Annotated in this window: 19 protein-coding genes; 8 read left to right on the top strand and 11 right to left on the bottom strand. The window is 50.3% G+C overall.

Translation table 11 applies throughout. The features are described from left to right. Positions 1 to 91: 91 nt before the first annotated feature. Positions 92 to 754: a Crp/Fnr family transcriptional regulator gene (locus DC28_RS03160; RefSeq protein ID WP_408020225.1), complete on the bottom strand. Its 663-nt coding sequence runs from the start codon at positions 752 to 754 to the stop codon at positions 92 to 94. Then, a complete protein-coding gene (locus DC28_RS03155; protein ID WP_037545678.1) occupies positions 741 to 1,787 on the bottom strand; it encodes a cyclic nucleotide-binding domain-containing protein in 1,047 nt (348 codons plus the stop codon). Before DC28_RS03155 ends, DC28_RS03160 begins: the two co-directional genes overlap by 14 nt. 119 nt (positions 1,788 to 1,906) lie before the next feature. On the opposite strand from DC28_RS03155, the gene DC28_RS03150 reads away from it, so the two are divergent. The 4 genes from DC28_RS03150 (at position 1,907) to DC28_RS03135 (ending at position 7,246) form a co-directional block, all read left to right on the top strand. Beyond that, positions 1,907 to 2,749 (top strand): PHP domain-containing protein, encoded by an 843-nt coding sequence (locus DC28_RS03150; RefSeq protein ID WP_052078383.1) that lies wholly within the window; start codon positions 1,907 to 1,909, stop codon positions 2,747 to 2,749. Beyond that, positions 2,746 to 3,717 carry a M23 family metallopeptidase gene (locus DC28_RS03145; protein WP_081941853.1) on the top strand — a complete coding sequence of 324 codons (972 nt, stop codon included), beginning with the start codon at positions 2,746 to 2,748 and terminating at the stop codon, positions 3,715 to 3,717. Before DC28_RS03150 ends, DC28_RS03145 begins: the two co-directional genes overlap by 4 nt. 442 nt (positions 3,718 to 4,159) lie before the next feature. Then, entirely contained in the window at positions 4,160 to 6,832 is a 2,673-nt protein-coding gene (locus DC28_RS03140; RefSeq protein WP_037545675.1) for a penicillin-binding protein 1A, read from the top strand. Positions 6,833 to 6,850: 18 nt separating this feature from the next. Further along, entirely contained in the window at positions 6,851 to 7,246 is a 396-nt protein-coding gene (locus tag DC28_RS03135; protein ID WP_037545673.1) for a ParB N-terminal domain-containing protein, read from the top strand. 202 nt (positions 7,247 to 7,448) lie between these two features. On the opposite strand, the gene pyrB is transcribed toward DC28_RS03135, so the two are convergent. From pyrB to DC28_RS03115, 4 genes are all read right to left on the bottom strand, one after another. After that, entirely contained in the window at positions 7,449 to 9,038 is a 1,590-nt protein-coding gene (pyrB, locus tag DC28_RS03130) for an aspartate carbamoyltransferase (protein ID WP_037545670.1), read from the bottom strand. 1 nt (position 9,039) lies between these two features. Further along, on the bottom strand, positions 9,040 to 10,689 hold the full coding sequence (locus DC28_RS03125; RefSeq protein WP_037545665.1) for a P83/100 family protein: 1,650 nt from the start codon (positions 10,687 to 10,689) through the stop codon (positions 9,040 to 9,042). Positions 10,690 to 10,754: 65 nt separating this feature from the next. Further along, the gene (locus tag DC28_RS03120; RefSeq protein WP_037545662.1) at positions 10,755 to 12,005 is read right to left on the bottom strand and encodes a hypothetical protein; all 1,251 of its coding nucleotides are present in this window, start codon (positions 12,003 to 12,005) and stop codon (positions 10,755 to 10,757) included. After that, on the bottom strand, positions 12,002 to 13,270 hold the full coding sequence (locus DC28_RS03115) for a class I SAM-dependent RNA methyltransferase (RefSeq protein WP_037545659.1): 1,269 nt from the start codon (positions 13,268 to 13,270) through the stop codon (positions 12,002 to 12,004). The genes DC28_RS03120 and DC28_RS03115 overlap by 4 nt, the downstream gene beginning before the upstream one ends. A 93-nt stretch (positions 13,271 to 13,363) precedes the next feature. Between DC28_RS03115 and DC28_RS03110 the strand changes: the two genes are divergently transcribed. Continuing rightward, the gene (locus DC28_RS03110) at positions 13,364 to 13,999 is read left to right on the top strand and encodes a redox-sensing transcriptional repressor Rex (RefSeq protein ID WP_037545655.1); all 636 of its coding nucleotides are present in this window, start codon (positions 13,364 to 13,366) and stop codon (positions 13,997 to 13,999) included. A 5-nt stretch (positions 14,000 to 14,004) separates the two neighbouring features. Further along, a complete protein-coding gene (locus tag DC28_RS03105; protein ID WP_052078380.1) occupies positions 14,005 to 15,000 on the top strand; it encodes a class I SAM-dependent methyltransferase in 996 nt (331 codons plus the stop codon). Between the two features lie 163 nt (positions 15,001 to 15,163). On the opposite strand, the gene tyrS is transcribed toward DC28_RS03105, so the two are convergent. The 5 genes from tyrS to DC28_RS03080 form a co-directional block, all read right to left on the bottom strand. Then, entirely contained in the window at positions 15,164 to 16,447 is a 1,284-nt protein-coding gene (tyrS, locus tag DC28_RS03100) for a tyrosine--tRNA ligase (RefSeq protein ID WP_037545653.1), read from the bottom strand. Next, positions 16,444 to 17,787, bottom strand: coding sequence for a glycine--tRNA ligase (locus DC28_RS03095; RefSeq protein ID WP_037545650.1), 1,344 nt, complete (start codon positions 17,785 to 17,787; stop codon positions 16,444 to 16,446). Before DC28_RS03095 ends, tyrS begins: the two co-directional genes overlap by 4 nt. 53 nt (positions 17,788 to 17,840) lie before the next feature. Continuing rightward, a complete protein-coding gene (gene gltX / locus DC28_RS03090) occupies positions 17,841 to 19,319 on the bottom strand; it encodes a glutamate--tRNA ligase (protein ID WP_037545647.1) in 1,479 nt (492 codons plus the stop codon). A 189-nt stretch (positions 19,320 to 19,508) separates the two neighbouring features. Further along, positions 19,509 to 20,753, bottom strand: a complete 1,245-nt coding sequence (locus tag DC28_RS03085) for a pyridoxal phosphate-dependent aminotransferase (RefSeq protein WP_280938002.1) — start codon at positions 20,751 to 20,753, stop codon at positions 19,509 to 19,511. Then, complete coding sequence (locus DC28_RS03080; RefSeq protein ID WP_037545644.1) at positions 20,746 to 21,588, bottom strand: hypothetical protein; 843 nt, start codon at positions 21,586 to 21,588, stop codon at positions 20,746 to 20,748. The genes DC28_RS03085 and DC28_RS03080 overlap by 8 nt, the downstream gene beginning before the upstream one ends. A 93-nt stretch (positions 21,589 to 21,681) precedes the next feature. Here DC28_RS03080 and DC28_RS03075 point away from each other — a divergent pair, with 93 nt between their 5' ends. Together DC28_RS03075 and DC28_RS03070 are read left to right on the top strand one after the other, a co-directional pair. Beyond that, positions 21,682 to 22,842, top strand: a complete 1,161-nt coding sequence (locus DC28_RS03075; RefSeq protein WP_052078379.1) for an HD-GYP domain-containing protein — start codon at positions 21,682 to 21,684, stop codon at positions 22,840 to 22,842. A gap of 4 nt (positions 22,843 to 22,846) precedes the next feature. Next, positions 22,847 to 24,514, top strand: coding sequence for a nucleoside kinase (locus DC28_RS03070; RefSeq protein ID WP_037545641.1), 1,668 nt, complete (start codon positions 22,847 to 22,849; stop codon positions 24,512 to 24,514). The last annotated feature ends 66 nt before the right edge of the window (positions 24,515 to 24,580 follow it).

Genomic DNA, 24,580 nt, shown 5'->3' with positions numbered 1-24,580 from the left:
CGAAGTACATTTCGGCGTGATGAGGCGGGTGTGCTCTGGGGGTTTCTGAGGCGCGAAAAAGTTACAGGCTTTTGCGCACTATAGAATCCTATTAGAACGCCCGCTTTCTGCTAACCACCAGGCGTTGAAGATCGTGAATATTTTTTACAATAATTCTGTCGTGCATGATTTCGATCCGATGCTGACTAGAGAAGTGATTCAACACCTCTTGGGTTTTATCGGGGGACATTCCGGCCCAGTGGGCAATATCCTCAGGACTTGTTTGAAATGTCCGGGTCTCGGACAGGGCCTGCTCAGCACTTTGCCCCTCGGCGAGCATGCAGAATACATCGGCGACCTTGGCATGTGGATCATCCAGGGTTAGGATTTGAAACCTCCTACGCTGGTCATAAATCCGCTTGGTGAAGAGTTTGAGCAGTTTCATAGCAATCTGGGGATTCCCCTGCATGAGTAGCTCAAAATTTGCCCGGTTAAATGCCAGAGCCTTTACCTTGTCCAGGGCCTGGGCATTGGCGGATCGGGGTGCCTCCTCGAGGATGGCCATCTCACCGAAAATTTCCCCGGGATATAGAACATCAATAGTTTTTTCCAGGCCGCTCATAATCTTTGAAATCCGAACCCTTCCTTCTTGAATAAGGTAAAAACTATCGCCAGGCTCGAACTCCACAAAGAGCAGATCCCCCTTCTGATAGGTAACTGCGAAGCGCTCAAAGGCAGGGTTATTCATGAGGGTGAGCTTGTCATCTGATTTCATTCAACGCCTTCCTTGCCTTCCGTCGTGTTACTTCATCAAGTTCATTGGATTGGACAATTTTCTGAAACACCGCACTAGCCTTTGCCGTATTCCCACTCTTCTCATAGCTCTGCCCGATAAGCAGCAAGGCCTCGGCGAAATCATCCATCTTTGGATACTTCTGAATGGTCCCTGTTAGGTGTTTAATAGCCTTATCGTACAGCTCCTGGCCGAAAAAACACCGGCCAATCTGGAACAGGGCCGGCACATAGTACTCTCCCGATTCACCCTTATCAATCATCGGCTTCAGTAGCCCCAAAGCTTCGGAATAGGAGCCGGTTCCCACCAGATTTAGTACCTGGTAATAACTCTGATCATCGGGACTCTCCTCCGGCAGGTCAGCTGAGGTTGAGCTTACCGCTACACCGCCCTTGGGCGCCCGAGGGCTGGCGGGTTCAGGGTGATTCTCATGCCCGGACATCCCCGAGGTAAAGGCCGGACCCCTACCCTGGCCGTATTTCTGAGCGTACTGCTCTGCCTGAGCCTGGTACTTTCGAACCGAATCAATAAAGCGGCCCTGGGGGTAGTACTGAATATAGCGGTTTATGGTGTACAACGCTTCCTTGTAGCTCTTCCGCCCCAGATAGTACTCGATGATATTGTATAAACCATCTTCCGGATTGACCGCCTCACCCTCACCGATGAGGTTACGAACCTTTCCATGGATGCGGCGAAGCTGGTTGGAGAAGACCTTGAGCATCTTCATAATAACCCTGGTATTATTACTGACCACCTGCTCAAATTCAGGAACCGTGAATACCACGACCAGAGAATCGGAGATTACCATGGCGTCATCCTCCCGGGGATACCGTCCCAGAGCAGACTTAACGCCGAAGAATTCACCGGTTTGTATGAGATCGGACACCTCCTCGCCGGTCTCAATATCTCTGGTGCGAAGTACCACCTTGCCCTGCTGGAGAATAAAAATCTTATCGCCTGTATCACCAGCAAAATAGATGACTGAGTCTGCCTTATATTGAACTGCACGGGGCACTGATGTTCTCCTTCTGGCTGGTTATCTACCAATACGTAGTATTCTAATGGACAGAACACATTCTGTACAATAGTACTTTTTTCTTGACCTTGTAATTCCTCACCGTTAATGTCAAATTTATGATGATTGATCTGCACAGCCATACTACCGCATCGGATGGAAGTCTCAGTCCCGGAGAGTTGGTCAGCCTCGCAAAGGAACTGGGCATTACCCACCTGGCTGTTACCGACCACGATACCGTTGCAGGGTTACCCGAGGCTATGAGGGAGGCCGAACGCCTGGGAATCACCCTCATACCCGGTATAGAAATAGAAATTGCATACGCGAAGGGAGCGTTCCACCTCCTGGGGCTGGGAATCTATGACTATCACCATACCATGGAACTCCTGATCGACCAGGCTCAGGCCGAGCGCACCAGACGAAATCTTCGGATCGTCAAAAGAATGAACGCCGCCGGAATTCCCGGGGATTATGGGAGTATTCAGGCCCAGACCCAAGGCACCGTAATCGGCAGGCCCCACTTCGCCCAGTACCTGGTGCAAAAGGGATGGGCAAAAACCGTTCAGGATGCCTTTGACAGGTTTCTTGGCCAGGGGAAACCGCTCTTTGAACCGCGCCAGGGAATTGATCTGGCTGCGGGTATCCAAGCCATCCACATGGCAGGAGGAAAAGCTATCATCGCCCATCCGCTATCCCTGCATCTAAACTGGTCACCTCTCAAGCGTTCTCTCCAGGAGTGGAAGGAACTGGGCTTGGACGGAATCGAGGCCTACCATTCACGGATGTCCTCCCGGGATTCCGGGAAGGTTCTCAGGATTGCCCGGGAGCTCGGGTTATTAGTCTCCGGGGGTTCAGACTTTCATACCCCCGACGACCCGCTGCGACGACTCGGGTTTACCAGCCTGGAGAACAAACGGGTTCCCCCGGAACTTGCAGCTCCCTTCATGGTACCAATGCTATGAACGTACGGGTTCGAAGCCGAGGGGATGCAGGCATGGCGGCTCTGGTTTGGTTCCTCGCGATAGGGATATCCCTTTCCTATTCCCAGGAACCTCCGAGTTTTCCCCGCCTTTCCCTGCAGCCCGGATCGGGGAGTTATACCTTTCTCCAGGAAAGTATATCCCGGTTTTACCAGGCGGAGGTAAGTGTCCAGGATCCCCCGGAACTCTCCCTCCTGCTCTATAATCCCCAGTGGGCAGACATCCCAAATCCTCCCTCTACCCTTCTTGCCATCGCCTCCCGGACCAATATCCCTGTAGATACCTTGGCCAGTTTGAACCGACTAGAATCGATCAATCAGCCGGTGGCCTTCCCTATCCTCATTCCGAACCAACCGGGACTGTTCGTATCTCCTTCGCCAAAAAATGACTTGGAGGACATGATCCATGGGCGTTTAGCGGGTGACGATCGGAGGAGCGAAGGTGTGGAGCTCCATATCGGGCCGGGTACGAATTCCGATTACGAGGGTGCTTGGCTTTTTTTCCCTGGTGCAAGACTGACATCCTCGGAACGGCTGTTGCTATATCAGGTATATTTTTCCATCCCCCTTCGTAATTACCGTATAACCGCTCCCTTCGGCATGGATGTAAATCCCTTCGGGGAGGGAACACGGTACCACCATGGCATCGATTTGGCTTCGGATACCGATGATTTATATGTTCGGGCCAGTGCGGGCGGCCGGGTTTCCCATGTGGGGGTTGATCCGATTTATGGGTTGTACCTGGAGATTGAGCATGATGGGGTCTTTACAACCCGGTACGCCCACTTAGAACAGGTTCTGGTTAAAAAAGGCCAGGATGTCCGTACAGGAGATGGTGTAGGGATTATGGGAAATACCGGATTATCCACGGGACGGCATCTTCATTTTGAAATTCATAAGAATGGAGAGGTTGTCAACCCTGCACACTTCATCAGAGCTCTGCGGTACTAGGATTCTACCGGTTTTTACCTCCTCAACCCCAGCATAATCGCCAGCATAATCAAGGGATCTGTAACATTGCAGCATTTCAGTGGTTTTTTCTAGGAATTTCGGTAAGAAAGTGTTAACGGATCCTCCGGAATTTACGATAATAGGGTTGTCGGGTAAATATAGTTCCCCTCCCAGTTTACTATATTTACTTCGGCACCCTTCGGGGTAAAGGCCGGTTCTGCAGACCGGCCTTTTTTTATATTTGGAAGTGCAGCGGTCGGAAACTCCGGCTCCGGGCATCGGGACATACGCCCCTCGATGTCCCTGGGTGGGGGTCGATGAGCATAGTAACCGTAGATAATAAGGAGACGAGAAAAGCGTTAGGCAGATCCCTGGGATAAACCTTCAACGGGGTTGCGCCCTGGATTGACAAAGGCATGGGCATTGCCTAATCTTGGCAGTTATGGGTACTTGGACAAACCGCATGATTCTAGGGTTACGAATTGTCGCCGCTCTAGTGATTTTTTTTACAGTAACTATAGGAATCCTCCTGGGCATCAGCATTTCAGAGATGCGGAATCTCGGTTCGATTGAATCCATTAATCAGACCCAAGCCGCCCTACCGACACGGTTGTTGGACAGAAATGGACGATTAATCACCCAGTTTTTCTCCGATGAAAAGCGGGAGCTTATTTCTATTGAGGAGCTGCCCAAGGCCTTGATCTACGCCATTCTCAGTCGGGAAGACAAGGAATTTTTCTCCCACAACGGTTTCAGCATAACCGGCATCGGTCGTGCGGCAATCGGAATACTCACAAACAACTACCAGGGAGGCGGTTCGACCATTACTCAGCAGTTGGCTGGGTTGATTTTTGCGGATCGAAGTGATTTCTCCCTCAGAAGAAAACTCATTGAGCTCTGGTACGCCTTTCAATTGGAGCGGAAGTGGACCAAAAATGAAATACTCCAGGAATACCTGAATTATTCGTATTTCGGGCACGGGACCTACGGCGTTGAGGCTGCGAGTAAACTCTACTTCGGTCACTCCGCTCGGGACCTGACCCTGGCAGAATCAGCGATTTTGGTCATTCAACTTGCAAGCCCCGGAGGGCGTTATTCTCCAATCCTCAATCCTAACACTGCCCAAGGGCTGCAGAGAACTGTTCTCAATGAAATGGTAACCAACGGATTTGCAACCCAGGAGGAAGTTGATCAATCCTTTGAGGAGTACTGGGCCAACTATGATTACAGTAGGAGCAACCGACCGAGTGCGTACCTTCAACGGGATGATCAGGCTCCCTACTTCAGCGATTATGTTTTTCAAACCCTACAAAATGAGATTCTTCTGGGCAGCTATGACATCTACCGTGACGGCTTTACGGTGTATACCACCCTGGATCTCGATTTTCAGAGAGAGGCCGAATCTCGGCTCTACTCCGGACTTTCCAGTGCAAATGCAATCTATGAGAATAATGTCGCCCAGCGCAGCAGTTACGCCGCGGAGATTTTCGCCCCGACGGTGGATGCACTCTCCCTAGCATTTAATATTCCCCAGTTACGTGTTGCAGGACAGAAACAGCTTCAGCTAGCTAAACAGTATTTTCTGCAGATGCTAAATCCCGGTCTCAACGCCCTTCTGTATCAATTCCAACCCACAGCCCAGGATCCCCTAAGGCGCAGCTCGTTGACCGCTTTGTTGGATAGCCAAGGGAAATCCGATACTACCACCGTTGAGGGAGCACTCATCACCCTGCAGAACGATACCGGTCATATTGTGGCAATGGTAGGAGGTTCCCCCTTTGATCCCGAGACTAACAGCTTCAACCGGGCCACACGGGCGCGAAAGCAACCAGGATCCTCGTTCAAACCGCTGTACTATGCCGCAGCCATTGAGACAGAGGCAATAACACCCGCTACCATGATCTACGATTCACCGGTAGTATTCTGGAACGATGACGGCACCCCCTACAGACCGGAAAACTACCGTGGTGAATGGGTAGGACCAGTGCTGGCCCGTACAGCCCTGGCCCGTTCGATGAACGTACCCTCAATCAGAATCCTAAGCCGTTTGGGGTTCGATGCCGCAATCGACTATTCCTCCAGAATGTTGGGAATACCCGAACGGGAGCTCATCCAAAGAAATTTCGCCCGTTCCTATCCCCTCGGTCTAGGAATCATTTCAACCTCACCAATTGAAATGGCAAAGGCCTTCGCCGTTTTCCCGAATCAAGGGCGGGAGGTAGTTCCAATAGCCATTCAGTACGTTGAGGATAGATTTGGAAGGGTCATTGCGGAGCCGGAAAAAGAGATCAGACTCGCTCAGTCAAGAAAGGGACAGGCTGCCCAGATCATCAGTCCGCAGACCGCCTATATAATGACTGACATCCTCCAGGATACCGTCGAATACGGTACCCTGCGCTATCCTCGTACTTTGGTTGGCGACTTTGATCTACCGACCGCAGGAAAAACCGGAACAACCCAGAACTGGACTAATGCTTGGACCCTGGGATTTACCCCCTACTATACTACCGCCATTTGGATTGGATTTGATAGTGGAAACCAGAGTTTAGGTGTTAATCAAACCGGCGCCATCACCTCCGGCCCTATCTGGGCGCGATACATGAAGGCCATTCATGAGGGCCTTCCGTGGCGCGATTTTGTAAAGCCGGGATCCGGCATTACTGAAATGGAGGTTACCTCCGCCAACGGGCTTATTCCCCCGGCGGGCTACACGGGTTCCACCTACACGGAGGTTTTCCGTACCGGTACCCAACCAACCGCATTTGATTTCTCTCAGGAATACCAGGCCGAACAGCAGGAGGCCGTAGTCACCCAGCTGCAGAGTAAATTGATTGGCGGATCCGCAGGAACCAGTCCCCTGGTTACATATACCAGTACCTCAGGATCTACCCTTATCGGTACGGTCGATGTTTCACTGACCCTTGATCCGGAATTGGACAGACTCCTTGATGACATCACCACCGGTACGGTAACCTCCGGGGATGATTCAGCCGGGAATACCGAATCTTCCCAATCAACCCCTGGCAGCTCCGATGATCCCACTATGTTTGACGGAAATCCATTATTGAATGATGATACCAGTGGGAGTATTCTAGGTAATCCATACCTGGATTAATGCGGGAGGTAAATTACTATGCAGCTACAAGTCTCAGAGATAATAATTCGTGATCGAATAAGAAAGAACCTCGGCGACCTCTCCGGACTAATGGAAAGCATCAGCAAACACGGATTGATGAATCCCATCGTGGTGAATAGTAAAAAAGAGCTTATCGCTGGCCACCGGCGGCTGGAATCTGTCCGCCGTCTAGGATGGGAAACCATTCAGGTTCGAGTAATTACCAACCTCGATTCTGCCACTAACCTTGAAATGGAGATCGAAGAGAATCTCCACAGAAAAAGTCTTGCCCCCGAGGAACTCGCCGATGCATATGTTCTTCTGGATAAGCTTAAGCGGCCTTCCTTGGTCACCCGGATTCTCCTGTGGGTAAAAAACCTGTTTTCCCGTCTGTTTAAGAAACATCCCCGTTGAGGGTAGGTTCCAACGCCCACCCATGTATTGCGTACGGATAGCGGTGCAGTCCTGAAGCATTCTCGGGGGGGGGTGCCGGCTTGGATGGTGACATTTTGGATGGTGACTTTGCTTCACCCCGGCTGGGAGATTGTCCTTGATACCCCCGAAATGCAGTACTGCATGAACCCGTTAGGACGGGTTTGGTATCCCCTTACCCGTCTCAGAACTGCTCACCAGCCCAACTACTACCCCAGATCTCGTTGAAGGAGTGGGGTGTTTCACAGAATCGGCAGATGAGTAGATTCTCACCGGATCGGTAGAAATCGGGTAAGATCGGCTCATGTAGTTCAGGAGAAGAAACACAGTCCTCGTTTTTACACCGGGTTCCGGTTAGTCCTTGCACCCTGGGCGGCAAGCCGATGCGAAGCTTTTGCACAACCTGAGCAACCTGAATTCGGTTGAGGGTACATCCCGGAGCCGCCGCCCCCAAGGTCTCCATGGCCTGCTGTTCAAAATCCCGCTGACCGGGAAGAGAAATGATACCCTTAAATACCCCTTCTCCCTCGGATCGGTATACCCCGTGGCTACTAACCACATTGAGATTCAATAACCTTCGAATCGTACTAATATGTTCCCATATCACTTGAGGACTCTTGCCCTTGCCAATATGATCGATAACCATGCCGTTCTCTACCGGCCTGATACCGATCTTATACTCCCGCTTCTTCCTGTGTACCACCGGAGCCTCAAAAATGAAACTGCCGTCGAAACTCTGGGGTACAATGCTGGTGCCGGAGAAATCTGCGCCAAGCGTCCCGCCTAGGAGCCCAATCTCGATTATCCGGGTGAGGTAGCCATTCCTGCTCTGAGCATCCCAACCGTTGAGGGGTGTGGTATCCAAAAAACTCGGGATGGTCGGTGTCTCGCTATGTCGGGGAAGGGGATGGAAGAAGCGGGTTCCGGGGGGCAGGCGGTTCATCCAATCATGTTGGAATGTAACGGCCTTTCGCAATTCTCCTGCCCTGTTTTGCAACCGTTCCCCCATACGCTCTAATTGGAGCCTGGTAAAATACCAGATCGACGCGACCTGATGCTGATCAAGATACTCCTGTATGGATTCAAAGATCCTCACCTCGAATCCTCGCTCCTTCATGGCGTTGATATAGTACCCGGGCATCATAATGTCCGGGGGGGCGATCAAATCAACCCGAACCTCGGAAAAGATTCCCAACCCGTCAACCTTGGAGTGAATAGTGCGTCCATGGAAGAGATCTCCTACCAGGGCAATATGGATCTGTGAGCGGTCCCAGGACAGATGTTCCAGAAAACTAAACTCATCAAGAAATTCCTGGGTGGGGTGTTCATGCCGGCCATCCCCAGCATTGATAAAAGATGGTTTTGGAAACCCCATGGTCTCAGCATACTGGCCCATAGCAGTTTCCAACCACCGGCATACCCCCTCTATCCTGCTGCGAATAATGAAGAGGCTCGCGGGGTTATATCCCAGGAGCATTTTAACGGTATCGGTGATGCTTTCCTTCTTTTGGAAGGATGAGCTTTTTGCGTCAAAGTCATTTACCGTTATGCCATGGAATTTTGCTGCGTTCCGGAAACTCTCCTTGGTTCGGGTGGAATCCTCCATGAAGAAAAGATACGCAGCTAGATCGGGATCCTTTATACGGAAATCCTCTCCCCTGCCTCCCTGGGACAGTTCATCCTTCAAGCGCCTGGTTTGTTCGTATAGGTAGATTTGCTCATCCGTGCTGAGGTCCCGCACTAACTGGATCGTCCGCCCGTGGAATTTGTTCACCTCACCGACCCTCCCCAGAAGGACTATTTACTCGCAAATCATCCAATAAAAGCCGTGAAATACGGCCGTCCTTCCGGGATACCAGGAGTACCGAATCCTTTATAATAAGGCTTGTTTCCGGACGCACCGTTACCACTGAGATCATCTGTAGGCTCAGAGCTTCGTCAAAACCACCCACATACCAGTCGCCGTCCCGATACACCACCGCATAGAGGACCGCACCTTCTTGATGGTATGCCAAGTCGCTGTAGGTGTAGATGATGTTCTCCGACTCTTGGACAACCTGCCCCTCTTCCAGATTTACAAGAAGCAGCCTGGCGAAATCCCCGGAGAGACTGAGGCCAAGATATCCAGCTGGGGTGCTCACTAACCGGCGGCCAAGAAATTCGGTATCCAACCCCCGGTGCATCGTCTCTCCCGTATTGGCATCCAGGATGCTGTACCGTGAACGCAGGCTCCCGTCTACCATCCTGGTGTCGCTGAAAACCACCGGCACCGGAGGAACCTGTCTGGCGGGTTGTTCCAAATCCGCGATATCCTGGGCGGTCTCCTGCCGGATCTCATCGCTCCGCTCCTGGGCTTGCCGAAGCTCCTCCTCGCGCTGATCAAGTTGTTCCTGGGTAACCGGTGTTTGGGTTTCAGGCTCGGGGCTCTCCTCGGAGGGCTGCTCGGAAGGCGTTACTTCAGGGGCCGCGGGGCTGTCTGCGGGAGAATCGGTCTGGGGCTGTTGTTCCGGACTTGACGGGGATTGGGCTTCCGGTGTTTCCCGCGGCTGAGCTGCATCACCCGGTGTTTGAGCTGGCGATCTTGCATCCTCCGAGGCTGCCGAGGGTTCGGAGCCCGGGGTTTCTTCTGCAGGTTGGGCTGGTTCCTGCTGAGTTGATTCCAGGATTCTGCGTTGCTCTTGAATCTGATCGGTTTCCTGTTCCACCGATCGGTCAATGAGATCAACTACCTGCTGACGCTCCTCAATCCCACGATCGGGCTGATCTCTGAGGGTCTCCACGACCTCGGGTGAGGCTAGTTCATCCGCAGGAACGGTAGATAGCTGCCCGGGCGGACTATCTACGGCCAAGGGGATGACAAGCTGGGTAGCTCCCGGCCATTCACGGTAGGAAAGGGCAATTCCAAGATGTTCGGGCCTTAGAATCCCCATGACCTCCCCATTGTACCGCTCCTGAAACCGGGGATAGGCTCCCCGGTGTATGGCGTTATACAGGGTTACAAATACTCCCAGGGTTTGGGCATCCTCAGGGGAGTATCCGTAGGCTGACTCGAGATATGCAGATAGTATCCGACGCAGGTTATCAATATGATCGACCTGGGCGTTGGGAAGGAGTTCCAGGATATCCGCACCCCGACCCGGTTGCCCTGGAACAGGGGGAATGTGGAATAGCCGGTACTTTCCGAAATAGCCGGCATTCCCTGCGGCCAAGCGTCCATCCTCGGTACGACCCAACTGGTTCACGAAGGCAGTTCCGATGGAACGAATCTCCTGAGCCGTCTCAAACTTTTCTACCGGGCCCGCGTAGTTTTCAAATTGTATTGTACGATCCAGACTGGAAGTTAATTCTTCCTCATCAACTTCTAAAGAAATAACCGGAGCACCCAAGACACCGAGGAATCCAAGTAGTAACCACAACTTCTTCATACTGCCACTCCTGATCGTGTATACTCTCTACTATACTCTAGGTGGAAAAAATTATACACCTAGTTTCACCGTTCCATTACCATCCTACGTGTACTATTCAGTCGGGCGACCATGATACTCAGTTCCCAGAACTCCCGGGGAAAGAGACGGTTCAGGACCTGGGCAGCGAGTTTACTTCTCATAATACCGTACACCCCTACAATACTGCGGATCTCGGAATCCAGGCTTAAATTCTCATTCCGGATGCCTTGAGCCACAAAACTATGGAGTCTTTCCGTGAAAGACTCCTGATAAAGTGCAATCAGGGGCCACCAATCCCTGGAAAGCTCCTCCAACAACCGTATAAACACGATGAAATCATATTCATAGGCCACCATATTCACCAGCCCTTCCACTGTCCTCCAGTCAGCCCTCCTGAGCAGTTCCCCAAGCACTTCCAGCCGTGCTGAGGAATCCAGCCCGGGACTTCCTGATACTATCCCGTACCAGAACACTGGCAATGCGAGATCAACAAAGCGCTGCATGTCTATCCTGCCGGCATCCGCCTCCTGGCCACGCGTAACGATCGTCCTCAGTACGGCTTCACCCGAGGGATCCTCTTGTATTAAGGATTCAAGATAACGCCATCCCGTGGAACGCCGATCAACCGAGGCCCCCATCCCTTGAGAAGTTCCGGGGATTTTTCCGGGGACCATACCCCTGGGCCCATTCTGCAGCAGAATTATTCTCCAGCCCCGGTGGATGACAGCCAGAATTTGCTTATTAATCTGATAACCGATTATATTACCCCGGACATCCAATGGCAGTTCCGCTGACCCAAGGACTTCCTCAAGGGTCTCGCCATCCACGGGATTTGCAGGATCCTCATCCAAGTCCTGATGAAATTCTCTCCAATTCGTCCCTGGCTCTCCAGAACGCCGCTGGGAAATAACACCTCTGTTACCTACCAGATACCAGGTTCTGTCACTAAGCTCCAACAATGCCAGTTGGGAATTTAATTTCATCAGACCCGCACCTCGCCGGGGCAAGGCTATCGGTTCATCGAGGTTCCACTCCCCGGGTGTCTGAAAGAACCGGTGGAGCTGTCTGTCTCCGGTGAGTACGTAGAGGGAATCCCCGACCAGGATGGGCTGCCCCACCACCTGGCCGGTAAACACCTCATCACTCATGACCCTCCAGTCCTGGGCAGTCCCGGGAGTGAATAGTCCCGTTCCGAGGAGGGCACAAATCCCTACTACCAACCGGATATGCGTCATCCCAGCGACTGAGCTGAATGAATAAAAGAAAGTCAGGACTACCTGCCGGATTTGCGTCATTCCTGTCTCCGAGAGAGAAATGCGAGAGTCTCAAAGTGGCTTGTTTGGGGGTAGAAATCAAATAGTTGAAGGTGTTCTATGCGATACCCCAGTTTCCTCATACCTGCAATATCTCTCGCAGCACTTACGGGATCACAGAACACCAGCAGGGCATAGGGGGGGGGGGACTGTATCTCTGCCAGGGTATTCATCAGACTCTTGTCCAGCCCTCTACGGGAGGGATCTGCAACGAGAAGATCTCGACGGTTGAGGGCTTCTCTCCCCTCAGGGCTTAGACAGAAGTTCTTTACACTCTTCCGTACAACCCTGCCACGAGGCTCAAGATTTCCTCTTGCCATCGCCACAGTCTCGGTATCTATTTCGACCCCCAACATATCTGTAATACTCTCGGGTAGCATGGTCCCGATAACCCCAATCCCACAATACAACTCGAGGGCTGAGGAGATTCCTTCCCGATCTGCCAACAATTCTTGGATAACCCTAAGCATGGCCTCCAGTCCCTGATGGTTACTCTGGAAGAACCCCGCAGCATCGGCATCCAGCCCCCTGCCAAGGATGTCTACCGATCCGGTTCTGGGGGCCAGGATCCCCCTGGTACGGAGAGCGGCTGCCCCTGATTCCTCAGAACGTTTACCGGGCTGATTTTGGTGAAGCAACCCTTCCAAACAGCCTCCACCAGCCTGGCTATCTACAATCTGCAACAAGAATTCCGACTCAGGGTTATTTTCTGAGAATTCGATTACCCCGTTTCCGGTTTGCCGATGATACTCTAACCGATCCTGTATCTCCTGGGAGGCAACCTCGCAGGCTTTTATGGGCAATACGGTCTTGCCCCCTCTTTCCCGAAAACCCAGGGCTCCGTTTACAAGATGGAACTGTACTCTAGTTCGGTACCGAAACGCCGAACCGGACCACGTCTGTATTTCCGGCAAGTCTTCCTTGGGCCATTTGCCGACGCGAAGAAGTGAGTCCCTGAGAATGGCTGTTTTAATCCCTATCTGATGCCGGGACTGGATGTGCATAAGATCACATCCCCCGCAAACCCCGAAATAGTCACACCGCGGACCTTCTTCACGTTGGGGAGAAGGGGTTTGAATCAGGATGTTCCTTGCCCACTTGGTTCCTCCAGAACCTGACTCGATGCTGAATTCAACCGATTCCCCGGGTAATACCCCCTGGGCAAACACCACGCCTTGGTCTGTCCGGATGATTCCGAATCCGCCGGCGACAATTTTTTCTACTGTTCCAGTTACTTGTTGTTTCATATATATATAAATATACTGATAAGATTCCCAAAAACCTTCTTACAAGGTATACTGCTTAACGAGCTTGTTCAATGTCTTTTCCAAGGAGTAGCCATGGCTGGTGTTAAACTTTCTAGTCTACCAACAATTAAGAGACTTCCCTCGTATCTCCATATTATAGAAGCCGCACAACGAGAAGGTAAGGAATACATATCCGGTACCGTTATCGCGGATGAACTCGAATTGGAACCTATACAGGTGAGAAAAGATCTCGCGATAACCGGTATTGTTGGCAAACCCCGAATTGGTTTCCCCGTTGGTGAATTGATTGATGCAATTACACATTTTCTGGATTGGCATCATAACCATAGGGCTGTCCTTATAGGCGCGGGAAATCTTGGTACGGCCCTCATGGGCTACTCTGAGTTTACCCGCCACGGACTCACTATTCTTGCAGCCTTCGATGTGGACACCGCAAAATTCGACAAGAGCATCAACGACATCACGGTTCACCCCTTCGATGATATTCCGAAGATGATCCCTGAACTCGGGGTGGAGTTAGCCATCCTAACCGTTCCAAGTGATTTTGCTCAGCAGACCGCTGAGATCCTGATACAATCCGGTATAAAAGCAATTTGGAATTTCACCAATGTAAAATTAAAGGTTCCATCAGGAATTATTGTTCAGAAAGAAGATCTTTCATCCGGATATGCGGTGTTATCGGTGAAAATGGCTCGCAGCAGGTCCTAGGCATCATGGTTTCAGATCAATTAACCTCAGAAGAACACCTCCCAGAAAAATGGGTTGAACAACAAACCATTTTTATGAACCGAATCAAAAAGCGTCATGCCCATTTGCGTAAGTGGGCTAAGCGCTCAGGGGTTCAGTGTTTCAGAATATATGATCGAGACATTCCAGAATTGCCCTTTACCGTAGATCTCTATGATAAGTACCTTCATATTACTGAGATTTTGAGATTTAACGAAATGGATGATGACGAGCATGATCGATGGACTAACCTTATGGCCTACACCGCAGGTCGAGCCCTGGGACTTCCGATAGAATACATCTTTGTAAAGTACCGCCGTCGGCAGAAAAAAAGCGAACAGTATGAACGGATTTCCCAGGAGGGTACGATCCATGTCGTGCAAGAGGGTGGACTACAATTTGAGGTCAATCTTTCTGATTATCTGGACACCGGTCTTTTTTTAGATCACCGAGTAACCCGTCAAATGGTAGGGGATATCGCTCTCCATGCCAGAATGCTGAATCTCTTCAGCTACACAGGCTCTTTTTCGGTATATGCTGCGGCCGGGGGTGCCCAGAGCACGCTCTCCATTGATCTTTCCAACACCTACACCGCCTGGGCTCAGCGAAACCTAGAGCAAAACGGTTTTTTCGGAGAAACCCATCAATGCGTCGCCATGGATGTTTTTCAATTTCTACACAAGGCGCAAAAAGATGGAAGACAGTTCGATCTCATAGTCCTAGATCCCCCGACCTTTTCGAACAGCAAGAAGATGGACCGGGTACTGGATATACAACGTGACCATCCCGAGCTTATTCGGAAGGCGCTGGCTATATTGGCAAAAAACGGCATAATACTTTTTTCCAATAACTTTAAAAAGTTCAAATTAGCAGAGAAGGACCTGGCAAGCTCTTGTACAATAAAAGAGATTACAAACCAGACAATTCCTGAGGATTTCCAGAAAAAACGACCCCACCGAAGCTACATAATCCAGCATCGGTAATTTGCCTCTCGGGACAGCGCACCGCACCCCGCAAGATTGACAGCGCACCGGGAGCACACATCAGTTTGACTACATACGGGTTGATTTCATGCGAAACCGCCGCGCGAATCGAGAGAACACCCCTTGTTTTTACAGCGTAGCACCGGGTCGGTAGTTCAGTCTCCTAGGGTACCAGGATGATTCTGAAAAAACGCTTTTTTCCGGCCTTTAAAATAAGCTGTCCGTCCTGGATGAACTGCTCTTGAACAATAGTTTCAGGGTCGTGTATCACCTGATCTTGGATTCTGGCTCCACCCTGGGTAACCAACCGACGTGCTTCGCTGCGGCTGGCACATAACGATGTCCTGGCAAAAAGATCAAGGACACCGATACCCTTCTGGAATTCCTCCCTGGAAATCTCCAAAGATGGCATGGCCGAGATGTCAGCCCCCGCGGATGAACCGAAGGCGGAACGAGCGGTTTCCAGTGCTTTCTGGGCTTCCACTTCACCGTGGATCAACCGTGTAAACTCCAACGCCAGACGTTCCTTTGCCTCGTTTATGGCTTGTCCCTCTAGGTGACTCAGTTGCTCAATCTCAGCCAAATCCATAAATGTAAACACCTTGAGAAAGGATCCAACATCCTGATCAGGAATATTTCGCCAATATTGGAAAAAATCATAGGGCGAGGTTAGAGCAGGATCCAGGAACACTGCCCCCTTCTCGGTTTTTCCCATTTTTTTACCATCGGTACGGGTAATGAGGGGATAGGTTAGCCCGAAACACTGCTTACCCCCGGTTCGCCGGATGAGATCAATTCCCGCTACAATATTCCCCCATTGATCATCTCCTCCTGCCTGAAGTTGAACCCCATGATCCCGGTTTAACACCATAAAATCATAGCTCTGCAGCAGCTGGTAGTTGAATTCAATAAAGGAGAGACCGGTCTCCATGCGCATTTTATAGGTTTCAAAACTGAGCATCCGGTTAACCGAAAAGTGTTTCCCGATATCCCGGAGGAACTCAATGTACCGCAGTCCGTCAAGCCATTCTGAGTTATTTACGATCCGCACCCGGTCGGGAGATACCCCAGCTTTTTGAAAAAACTGCATGATCTGTCGCCCGATACTCTCCCCATTGCTCGCAATTTGTTCAGGGGTAAGCATCTTTCGCATCTCTGATTTACCAGAAGGATCGCCGATCTTTGCTGTACCGCCGCCAATAAGGGCATATACAGTATGACCACAACGGGCCATGTGCGCCATGGCAAAGAGAGGAACCACGTGGCCAACATGTAAGCTCGGCCCCGTGGGGTCAAACCCGGTGTACATCCCAACAGATCCCTTATTGAACAGCTCATCAAGTATCTGAATATCCGTACACTGTTGCAGGAATCCACGCTCCTGAAGTACCCCAAGGGCAGAACTTGTTACTGCCGCGTTGGTGACTTGGGTAGGTGAATCATTCATGAGCTCACCCGCTTGTAAGATTTAATATGACTACGGATCAATGCGCTGAGTTCCGATCGGGAAACCCGAATCTGCTCCATACTATCCCGGAATCGCAGGGTCACCGTATTATCATCCTTTGTCTGATAGTCTATGGTTACGCAGAAGGGGGTACCGATCTCATCCTGCCGGCGGTACCGTCGGCCGATTGCCCCGCTTTGATCGTAGAAGGTTGCATAATCCTCCCGCAACTCCATCTCAATTTCTTTCGCTAATTCGGCGAGTCCATCCTTCTTAACCAGGGGAAATACACCGACGGTGATGGGAGCCAGTTCTGGATGGAAACGCAGGACCGTTCTTACATCCCCCTCTCCTACCTGTTCTTCTTCATAAGCATCACAGAGTACCATGAGGAGGCTACGGGTTAAGCCTGCACTAGTTTCTACGATGTACGGGAGAAAACGCTCCCGGGTTTCTTCGTCAAGGTAGGTTAAATCTTTTTTGCTGTATTCACTATGGCGCGAAAGGTCGAAGTCGGTACGGTTATGGATTCCTTCCAATTCCTTCCAGCCGAAGGGGAACTTGTATTCAATGTCGTAGGCATCCTTTGCGTAATGCGCAAGTTCATCGGGACCATGCTGGTGAAAATGAAGGTTTTCCATGCGAATACCGATTTTTTCATAGTACGCCATCCGCTTTTTCATCCAGTACTCAAACCAGGTCTCATCATCCCCGGGTTTTACAAAGAATTGCATCTCCATCTGTTCAAATTCACAGGTTCTGAAAATGAAGTTTTTTGTTACAATCTCATTCCGGAAGGCTTTACCAACCTGGGCGATACCAAAGGGAATTTTAACTCGGCTGGTTTGCACGACATTCTTGTAGTTAACATAGATGCCCTGGGCTGTCTCTGGACGCAGGTACACCACCGAATTTTCATCATGGATGGGACCCATATTGGTCTTAAACATGAGATTAAACTCCCGGGGCTCAGTAAACTGTCCACTCACACCGCAGACAGGACAACCGGCGTCCAAATCAATATGATCCGCTCTAAACCTATTCTTACAGTTTTTACAATCCACCATGGGATCATGAAAGTTTTCTACATGGCCGGAGGCCTCCCAGACCCTGGGATGCATCATAATTGCGGCGTCGAGACCGACAATATTGTCGTGAAGCTGAGTCATCTCCCTCCACCAGAACCGTTGTATCCGGTTCTTCAGTTCAACACCCATGGGACCGTAATCCCATGCTGAGGAGAGGCCCCCGTATATCTCGGAAGATTGAAAGATGAATCCCCGACGCTTCGCTAAAGAAACAATTTTATCCATTGTTTTGTCTTGATTGTTATCAGCCATGTGATTTACTCCATGTATTACTACGCAGTTTCAGTAGTTACGTTATGATTATCTCAGGCGATCTGTTCTAACAGAATGATCGCTCTGGCAATACGTTCCTCAGTTTTCTTCTGTCCCAGAAGATGTAGGGAGGGAATCAGGGGAGGCGAAGCCTTCGTACCGGTTACGGCGATCCGAATCGGCATCATAACCTGACCAACCTTTTTCCCTAGGTCCTCTGCGAGACGATGCAAGAGATCCTCCCCCTCCTCGGTCCCTTCGCCTGAAAAGATTGACTCCAACTTGGGTTGTACTGCCTCAAGTACCTCCTTGGTCTGAGCAGCATCTAAGCCCTTGGGAACCAACATCAGCGGATCAAAACTCAATTCGTCTCGGAATAAAAATCCCAGAACATCAGGCGCATCCGATAAGAGCCGCAGACGTTCCTGAGCCAGGGGAATGGCTCCGTGGAGAATAGTCTTCTCTCCTTCAGAAATAGGATCTTCAACGAGACATGCTTCCTGAAGATAGGGAATCACCATCCTCTCAAGGGATTCTCCATCCAGCTCACGAATGTACTGCCCGTTAAACCATTCCAATTTTTTATAATCAAAGACTGCTGGAGATTTATTAATTCTGGTAATGTCAAATAGGGCTTCCAGATCCTGACGAGAAAAGAACTCCCTGCTGTCATCCAAGCTCCAACCTAGCAAGCTGATATAGTTCATCAAGGCCTCGGGCAGATACCCAAGGCGCCGAAACTCGGCTACCGCCGTGGACCCATGCCGCTTTGATAGCTTCTGACCATCCTTACCCATTACCATGGGTAGATGTACATAAACCGGAGGCTCCCACCCAAAAGCATTGTATAATAGGACGTGTAGGGGCCCCGAGGGAATCCATTCCTGAGCTCGAAGAATATGACTAATTCCCATCAGATGGTCATCAACAACATTCGCTAAGTGATAGGTTGGAAATCCGTCTGACTTTAACAGCACCGGGTCTGGACTAATATCCTCGTTTTTTCTCCGAACTGGACCCAATACCAAATCCTCTACAATCGTATCACCTTCCAGGGGTATTTTGAACCGGATGACCGAGGTCTCCCCTCTTTCCAAACGCTCCTGAACCATCTGAGGAGAGAGGCTTCGACAATGACGGTCGTACCCTTGAGCCCCCTGTTTTGTCTGTGTCTGCTCATGTCGAAGCTGCTCCAGACGCTCAGATGTACAAAAACAGTGGTAGGCACACCCTGTATCAATCAGCTGTTGGGCGTATTGTTGATACAACCCTTTGCGCTCGCTCTGAATATAGGGGCCGTAGCTACCGCCGTTCCGTGGTCCCTCATCCTCTTGAATCCCAAGCCAGTCAAAGGTTCGATAGATATCCTCCAGCGCTTCCGGAGTGAATCGCTCCTGATCGGTATCCTCGACGCGGAGGATGAAGCGTCCCCCCTGGGATCGCGCGAAAAAGTAGTTAAAGAGAGCTGTTCGTAAACCGCCGATATGCTGTAACCCCGTCGGCGAAGGGGCATAGCGTACTCGTACACTCATAGATTATCCTTTTATTAGGCTGGAGGGCCATTATAATCATGGCTATGAATACGGGTCAAGCAAGGGGAAGATCGTTCCACCCTACTCTGCAATATCCGGTGTCGCTTACAACCCTTTACGCACTATGGAACTATTTCATAGCTCATTGACACCCGGGAGTGCCTGCTCGATGAACATCCCGCCCTATCCCTATTGTTTGTACCAGGAAAAAAAATCTCTCATGCGCGCCACCGACTCCCGGATAGTCTCCACATCCGGAAGAAACACCACGCGGAAGTGATTTTTATCAATCCAGTTAAATCCCGAGCCCTGTACAATGAGCATCTTCTTATCCAACAACAGATCCAGCACCATCCTCTGGTCATCAATAATAGAAAATCGTTTCGGATCCAACCGCGGAAATAAATACAAAGCCCCTTCTGGCTTAACACAGCTTACCCCGGGGATGTCGTTAATCCCCTGCCACGCCGCATCACGCTGCTCCCTCAGCCGTCCCCCGGGGAGCACCAGATCATGGATACTCTGATACCCACCCAAGGCGGCTTGTACAGCGAACTGTGCCGGAACATTCGCACATAGCCGCATATTCGCCAGCATGTTTATCCCATCCCGGTAGCCGGCTGCCAGCTGTTTTCTACCGGTAATAACCATCCATCCGCTTCTAAACCCTGCCGCCCTATACGCCTTGGAGAGGCCATTAAAGGTAATACAGACCACATTGGCAGCAAGCCCCGCCAGGGGCACATGAACCGCCTCATCGTATACGATTTTCTCATAAATCTCATCGGCAAACAGAATAAGCCCGTGTTTCTCCGCTAATTCAACAATTTGTTCAAGAATCTCCCGGGGATACACGGCACCTGTCGGATTATTTGGATTGATAACCACTATTCCTTTGGTTTTCGGGGTGATTTTATTGGCCATGTCCTCCAAATCCGGATACCACCCTGACTGTTCATCACAGATGTAGTGAACTGGTTTCCCCCCTGCGAGAGTCACGGCTGCTGTCCACAGAGGATAATCAGGCGCCGGGACGAGAATTTCATCACCAGAATTTAACAGCCCTTGCATGGCCATAACAATGAGCTCGCTCACCCCGTTACCCATATAGATATCATCTATATCAATCCCCATGATTTGTTTGGTCTGGTAGTACTGCATGATAGCCTTCCGGGCAGAGAACAGCCCTTGACTATCGCAATACCCTTGGGCATCTCGGAGGTTCACAATGACATCATGGATCAATTCGTCAGGGGCATCAAACCCGAAGGGTGCAGGATTTCCGATATTCAACTTTAAGATCTTAAATCCTTCCTCCTCTAGCCGTTTCGATTCCTGCATCACCGGTCCACGTATGTCGTAGCAAACATCATCCAGTTTGTGGGATTTAAGAAACTGGCGCCCCAGGCTCATGGGCTCAAGTCGTTCATTCACGCGATGCTCCTTCATCGATCCTTCCCGTTTGATCTTCGAAAGCCCAACGGGAAGCCTCGGTTACAATCCGTTGTATGATAAATAACTGGAGGTTGTCTCTGGTCTTTTTGGTCTTTTCTATCCACTGCTCCAGGGAATACCGTCCGGTTAACCAGTCAAGAAAATCCCCTACCAAGGTATTCACCTCCGGATCGTCCTGCCGGAAGGAATCAAGCATGTAGACAGAGAGGAGTTTTAAGACAGCGTCCCGGCCTGCCTGTTGATAGGCCCTACGCAGATGCGCCTTGGCCTGATCTCGCTCTCCCTTCATCAATAATCCAAAAGAATAGTTCCACAAGATCCAAGGGTCGCTTACATCCCCTGAATCAGAAATAAACTGCCCATAGTAGTGAATGATCTCATCTGTCTTATTACGCAACAGCACTGGTAATCCCAGAGATACCGCATTTTTATTCAGATACCGGGGATGGTGTTCGGTGATGTGTTTGGCCAAAACCTGGACATCATCAAGGCGATTTTGCATTAAATAGCTATTTATAAGCAGGGTTATGCCTTGATGAGAAACCTTCCCCTGGCGAATAATGCGGTTCTCTAGGTGGTCGGATAAATTTTTCCAATCTTCGGATTCAAGGTACTGGAAAACCTTCCAATTCTTTATAAAGTAGAAATCCAAAGCGGATAGGACACCGAGAAACAGGATCAATAGGTACCAACTCTGGGCCCAAAAACTGCGGGCGTACTCAACCCCCAAGACAAATAGCGGCATAAAGAAGATCAGGAGGAAAGAAAGAACAATAATTGTGTTAAAGATGATAAAAATTGACTTAAATTTCATAGCAAATCCTCCTATAATCTATACAGGGAGTTTACACGATAGCGATAGATTCGACCAGATAGATCGCATGGAGCCGAGAGGTATGATGACATCATGAAAGAACACCTAATAACCACTTTGCAGCCTGGGAAGCACTTTTCTCAACCGGCTTATCTCGATGAAAAATATATCCTTCTAAGTCCCGAGGTTCCTATAACCGACGATCTTATTTCTCTGCTTGCCGAGTGGGACTACGACTATGTGTACTGTGACGGCGACCAAACCGATAAAGACAGCATCAACACAGCGAATGCCGGTGAAGGCTTAGCCGGGAATACCCTGGAGCACAAGCTAAAAGACCAGGCACTATTTGAGGAAGCAGCGCAGGAGTTCCGTAGCCTTGCCGATTTTACCGAAAAGCTCTTTACAAGTTTTGTAACCAGGAACGAACTCCCCGTAAAGGATGTCAGCTCTCGGGTGCGCGATGCCATTGAGGTTATCCGGGAGAACCGTTCATACATTGTACGAATTACCGAGATGGACTACCCTGGGAAAAATTACCTGGTACTCCACTCAGTAAAATCCCTTATTATCGGGACGACCATCGGCTTGAGTCTAAAACTGCCAAACCATCGTCTCATCGAACTGGGCTCCGCTCTCCTGCTACATGAAATCGGTATGGTAAAACTTCCCCCGAAAATATACATGTCCGATAAGCCCCTGACTCCAGAGGAACGTAAGGCTATCACGGCTCACACGCTTCTGGGTTTTAAGGTGCTCAAGGCTGAGGGCTACCCCATGAGCGTCTGCCTCGGTGTTCTGGAAAGTCATGAGAATATGGATGGAAGCGGATATCCCCGGGGCCTCACAGGAGATAAAATCTCCCTGTATGCTAAAATCATCGGGGTGGTCAGCTCCTATGCCGCCCTCAGCTCCGAACGGCCCTTCCGTCAGGCCGTTGATGGACATAGCAGCATTCTCGAGTTGTTAAAAAACCGTGGCAAACGCTACGATGAGCTTGTTCTCCGGGCACTCATTCAGAATCTATCTATCTATCCCCTCGGCACCTTCGTGGAAATAAACGGCGGAGCAAAGGGAATGGTTGTTCAGACCAATCCTGAACGACCTAAGGCACCGGTGGTCAAGCTGCTCATCTCCGGAAGCAACGAGGTATTCGCAGAAATGCCCCTGGTAGACACAGCAAAGGAGGGGGCTGGAATAGTCCGCTCCTTAAATGTCGAAGAAGCGCGTGTTCTGAAAACCAAAATTTCCTAGTGTCATGGATAGTGTTACTCACACCCTTCGTTGGCAGGATACTGATGTTCAGGTGCCTCACGGCACCACCCTGGATGAGTTTATAACCTCTCAAACCGCAGCTATACCCACACCGGCCCCACCGATCCTGGCAGCAAAATACGACAGCGAGCTTGTCGATCTTCGAACCCATGTTGATCATTCGGGTGTGGTTGAAGGAATCTCTATTCTCCATGATGATGGATATCGGATCAATCAACAGGCTTCCAGCTTCTTGGTATTTCATTGCTTAGATACTCATTACCCTCGTGCTAAGTACCGGCTTAGCCATAGCATAGGAAGCAGTCTTTTTTTCACTGCGGTACAACACCCCCTGTCTGTACAAGAAATCAAAGACCTGGAAGGTCAGGTACACCGACTCATTGGGGAACAACGACCATTTCAAAAAAAGGATCTTCCCTACCAGCAAGCCATCAAAGAGTTTAAAACCAGGGGCAGGGATGAAACAGTACTCCTGTTGGATTATATCAATGAGCCTTCGGTGAGTATCATGGTCTTGGGTGATTATCTTGAACTCTCCTTAGGTCCAATCCCCTTACACACCGGACAAGTAAGCGCTGTCAGTCTGTCTCCGTATAATAACGGATTTCTCCTTCACCTCCCTCCTCAGGAATCTCCCGGTCGGCTTCCTCGGTTCGAGGATATCCCGTTTCTCACCGATATTTTCACAGAATATCAACAGTGGGGTCGTATCCTGGAGGTACATACTGCCGGACGGCTGAACGCATTAATTAAAAAACGGGGGATAAAGGAATTTATTTGGGTTGTCGAAACTCTTCAGAATAATAAGATTGCCGCTATTGCCCGGGACATAGCCCAGGCACAAGATGGGGTGCGGGTAGTACTCATCGCTGGCCCATCCTCCTCGGGCAAAACCACCTTTGCGAAAAAACTCTTCATTCAACTACGGTCCCAAGGACTGCAGCCCCAGACCATTGGTCTTGATGACTTTTTTGTGAATCGGGAGGATACCCCCCTGGATAGCCATGGGAACCCTGACTTTGAAAGTGTACATGCTATTGATCTACCGCTGTTAAATACCTCTCTACTGGCATTACTTGCAGGGGAACAAGTCTTTTTACCAACCTTCGATTTCAAGGTAGGAAAGCAAATCCTCAAACAGCGTCCGCTGCAACTTTCTGAATCCGGGATCCTCATTATCGAAGGGATCCATGGACTCAATGATGAGCTCACTTCCCAGATTCCACGGGATCAGAAGTTCAAAATCTATGTCTCAGCCCTCACGCAGATTAATCTAGATGAGGAACATCGTATTTCCACCACCGATAATCGCTTGATTAGACGGCTCGTCCGTGACTACCGCTATAGGTCTCATGATGCAGAGGCCACCCTTGGGATGTGGCCTTCAGTCAGGCGGGGCGAAAATAGGAATATTTTTCCCTTTCAAAACTCTGCAGATCGTGTTTTTAACTCTGCAGCCGATTATGAATTAGGGGCGCTCAAACCTATGGCCGAGGCCCTGCTCCGTGAGGTGAAACCAGGATCCGTACACTATGCCCAAGCGCGACGTCTGTTGGCAATTCTCGCATTTTTCCTGCCTGTTCAACGGGAGTTCGTACCCGATCAAGCCATCCTTCGGGAGTTCATCGGTGGATCGGTATTCAAATACTGATTAATAGAGAGCGCAAAAGATTGTAACCTGCACCAGATATAGTGTAGCAACCAAGAATTCCACCCA

The sequence above is a fragment of the Spirochaeta lutea genome, assembly GCF_000758165.1.
GTDB classification, from domain to species: Bacteria; Spirochaetota; Spirochaetia; order DSM-27196; family Salinispiraceae; genus Spirochaeta_D; species Spirochaeta_D lutea.
The sequence above is the reverse complement of the archived record's forward strand: the minus strand, read 5'-3'. Positions and strand labels throughout refer to the sequence as shown.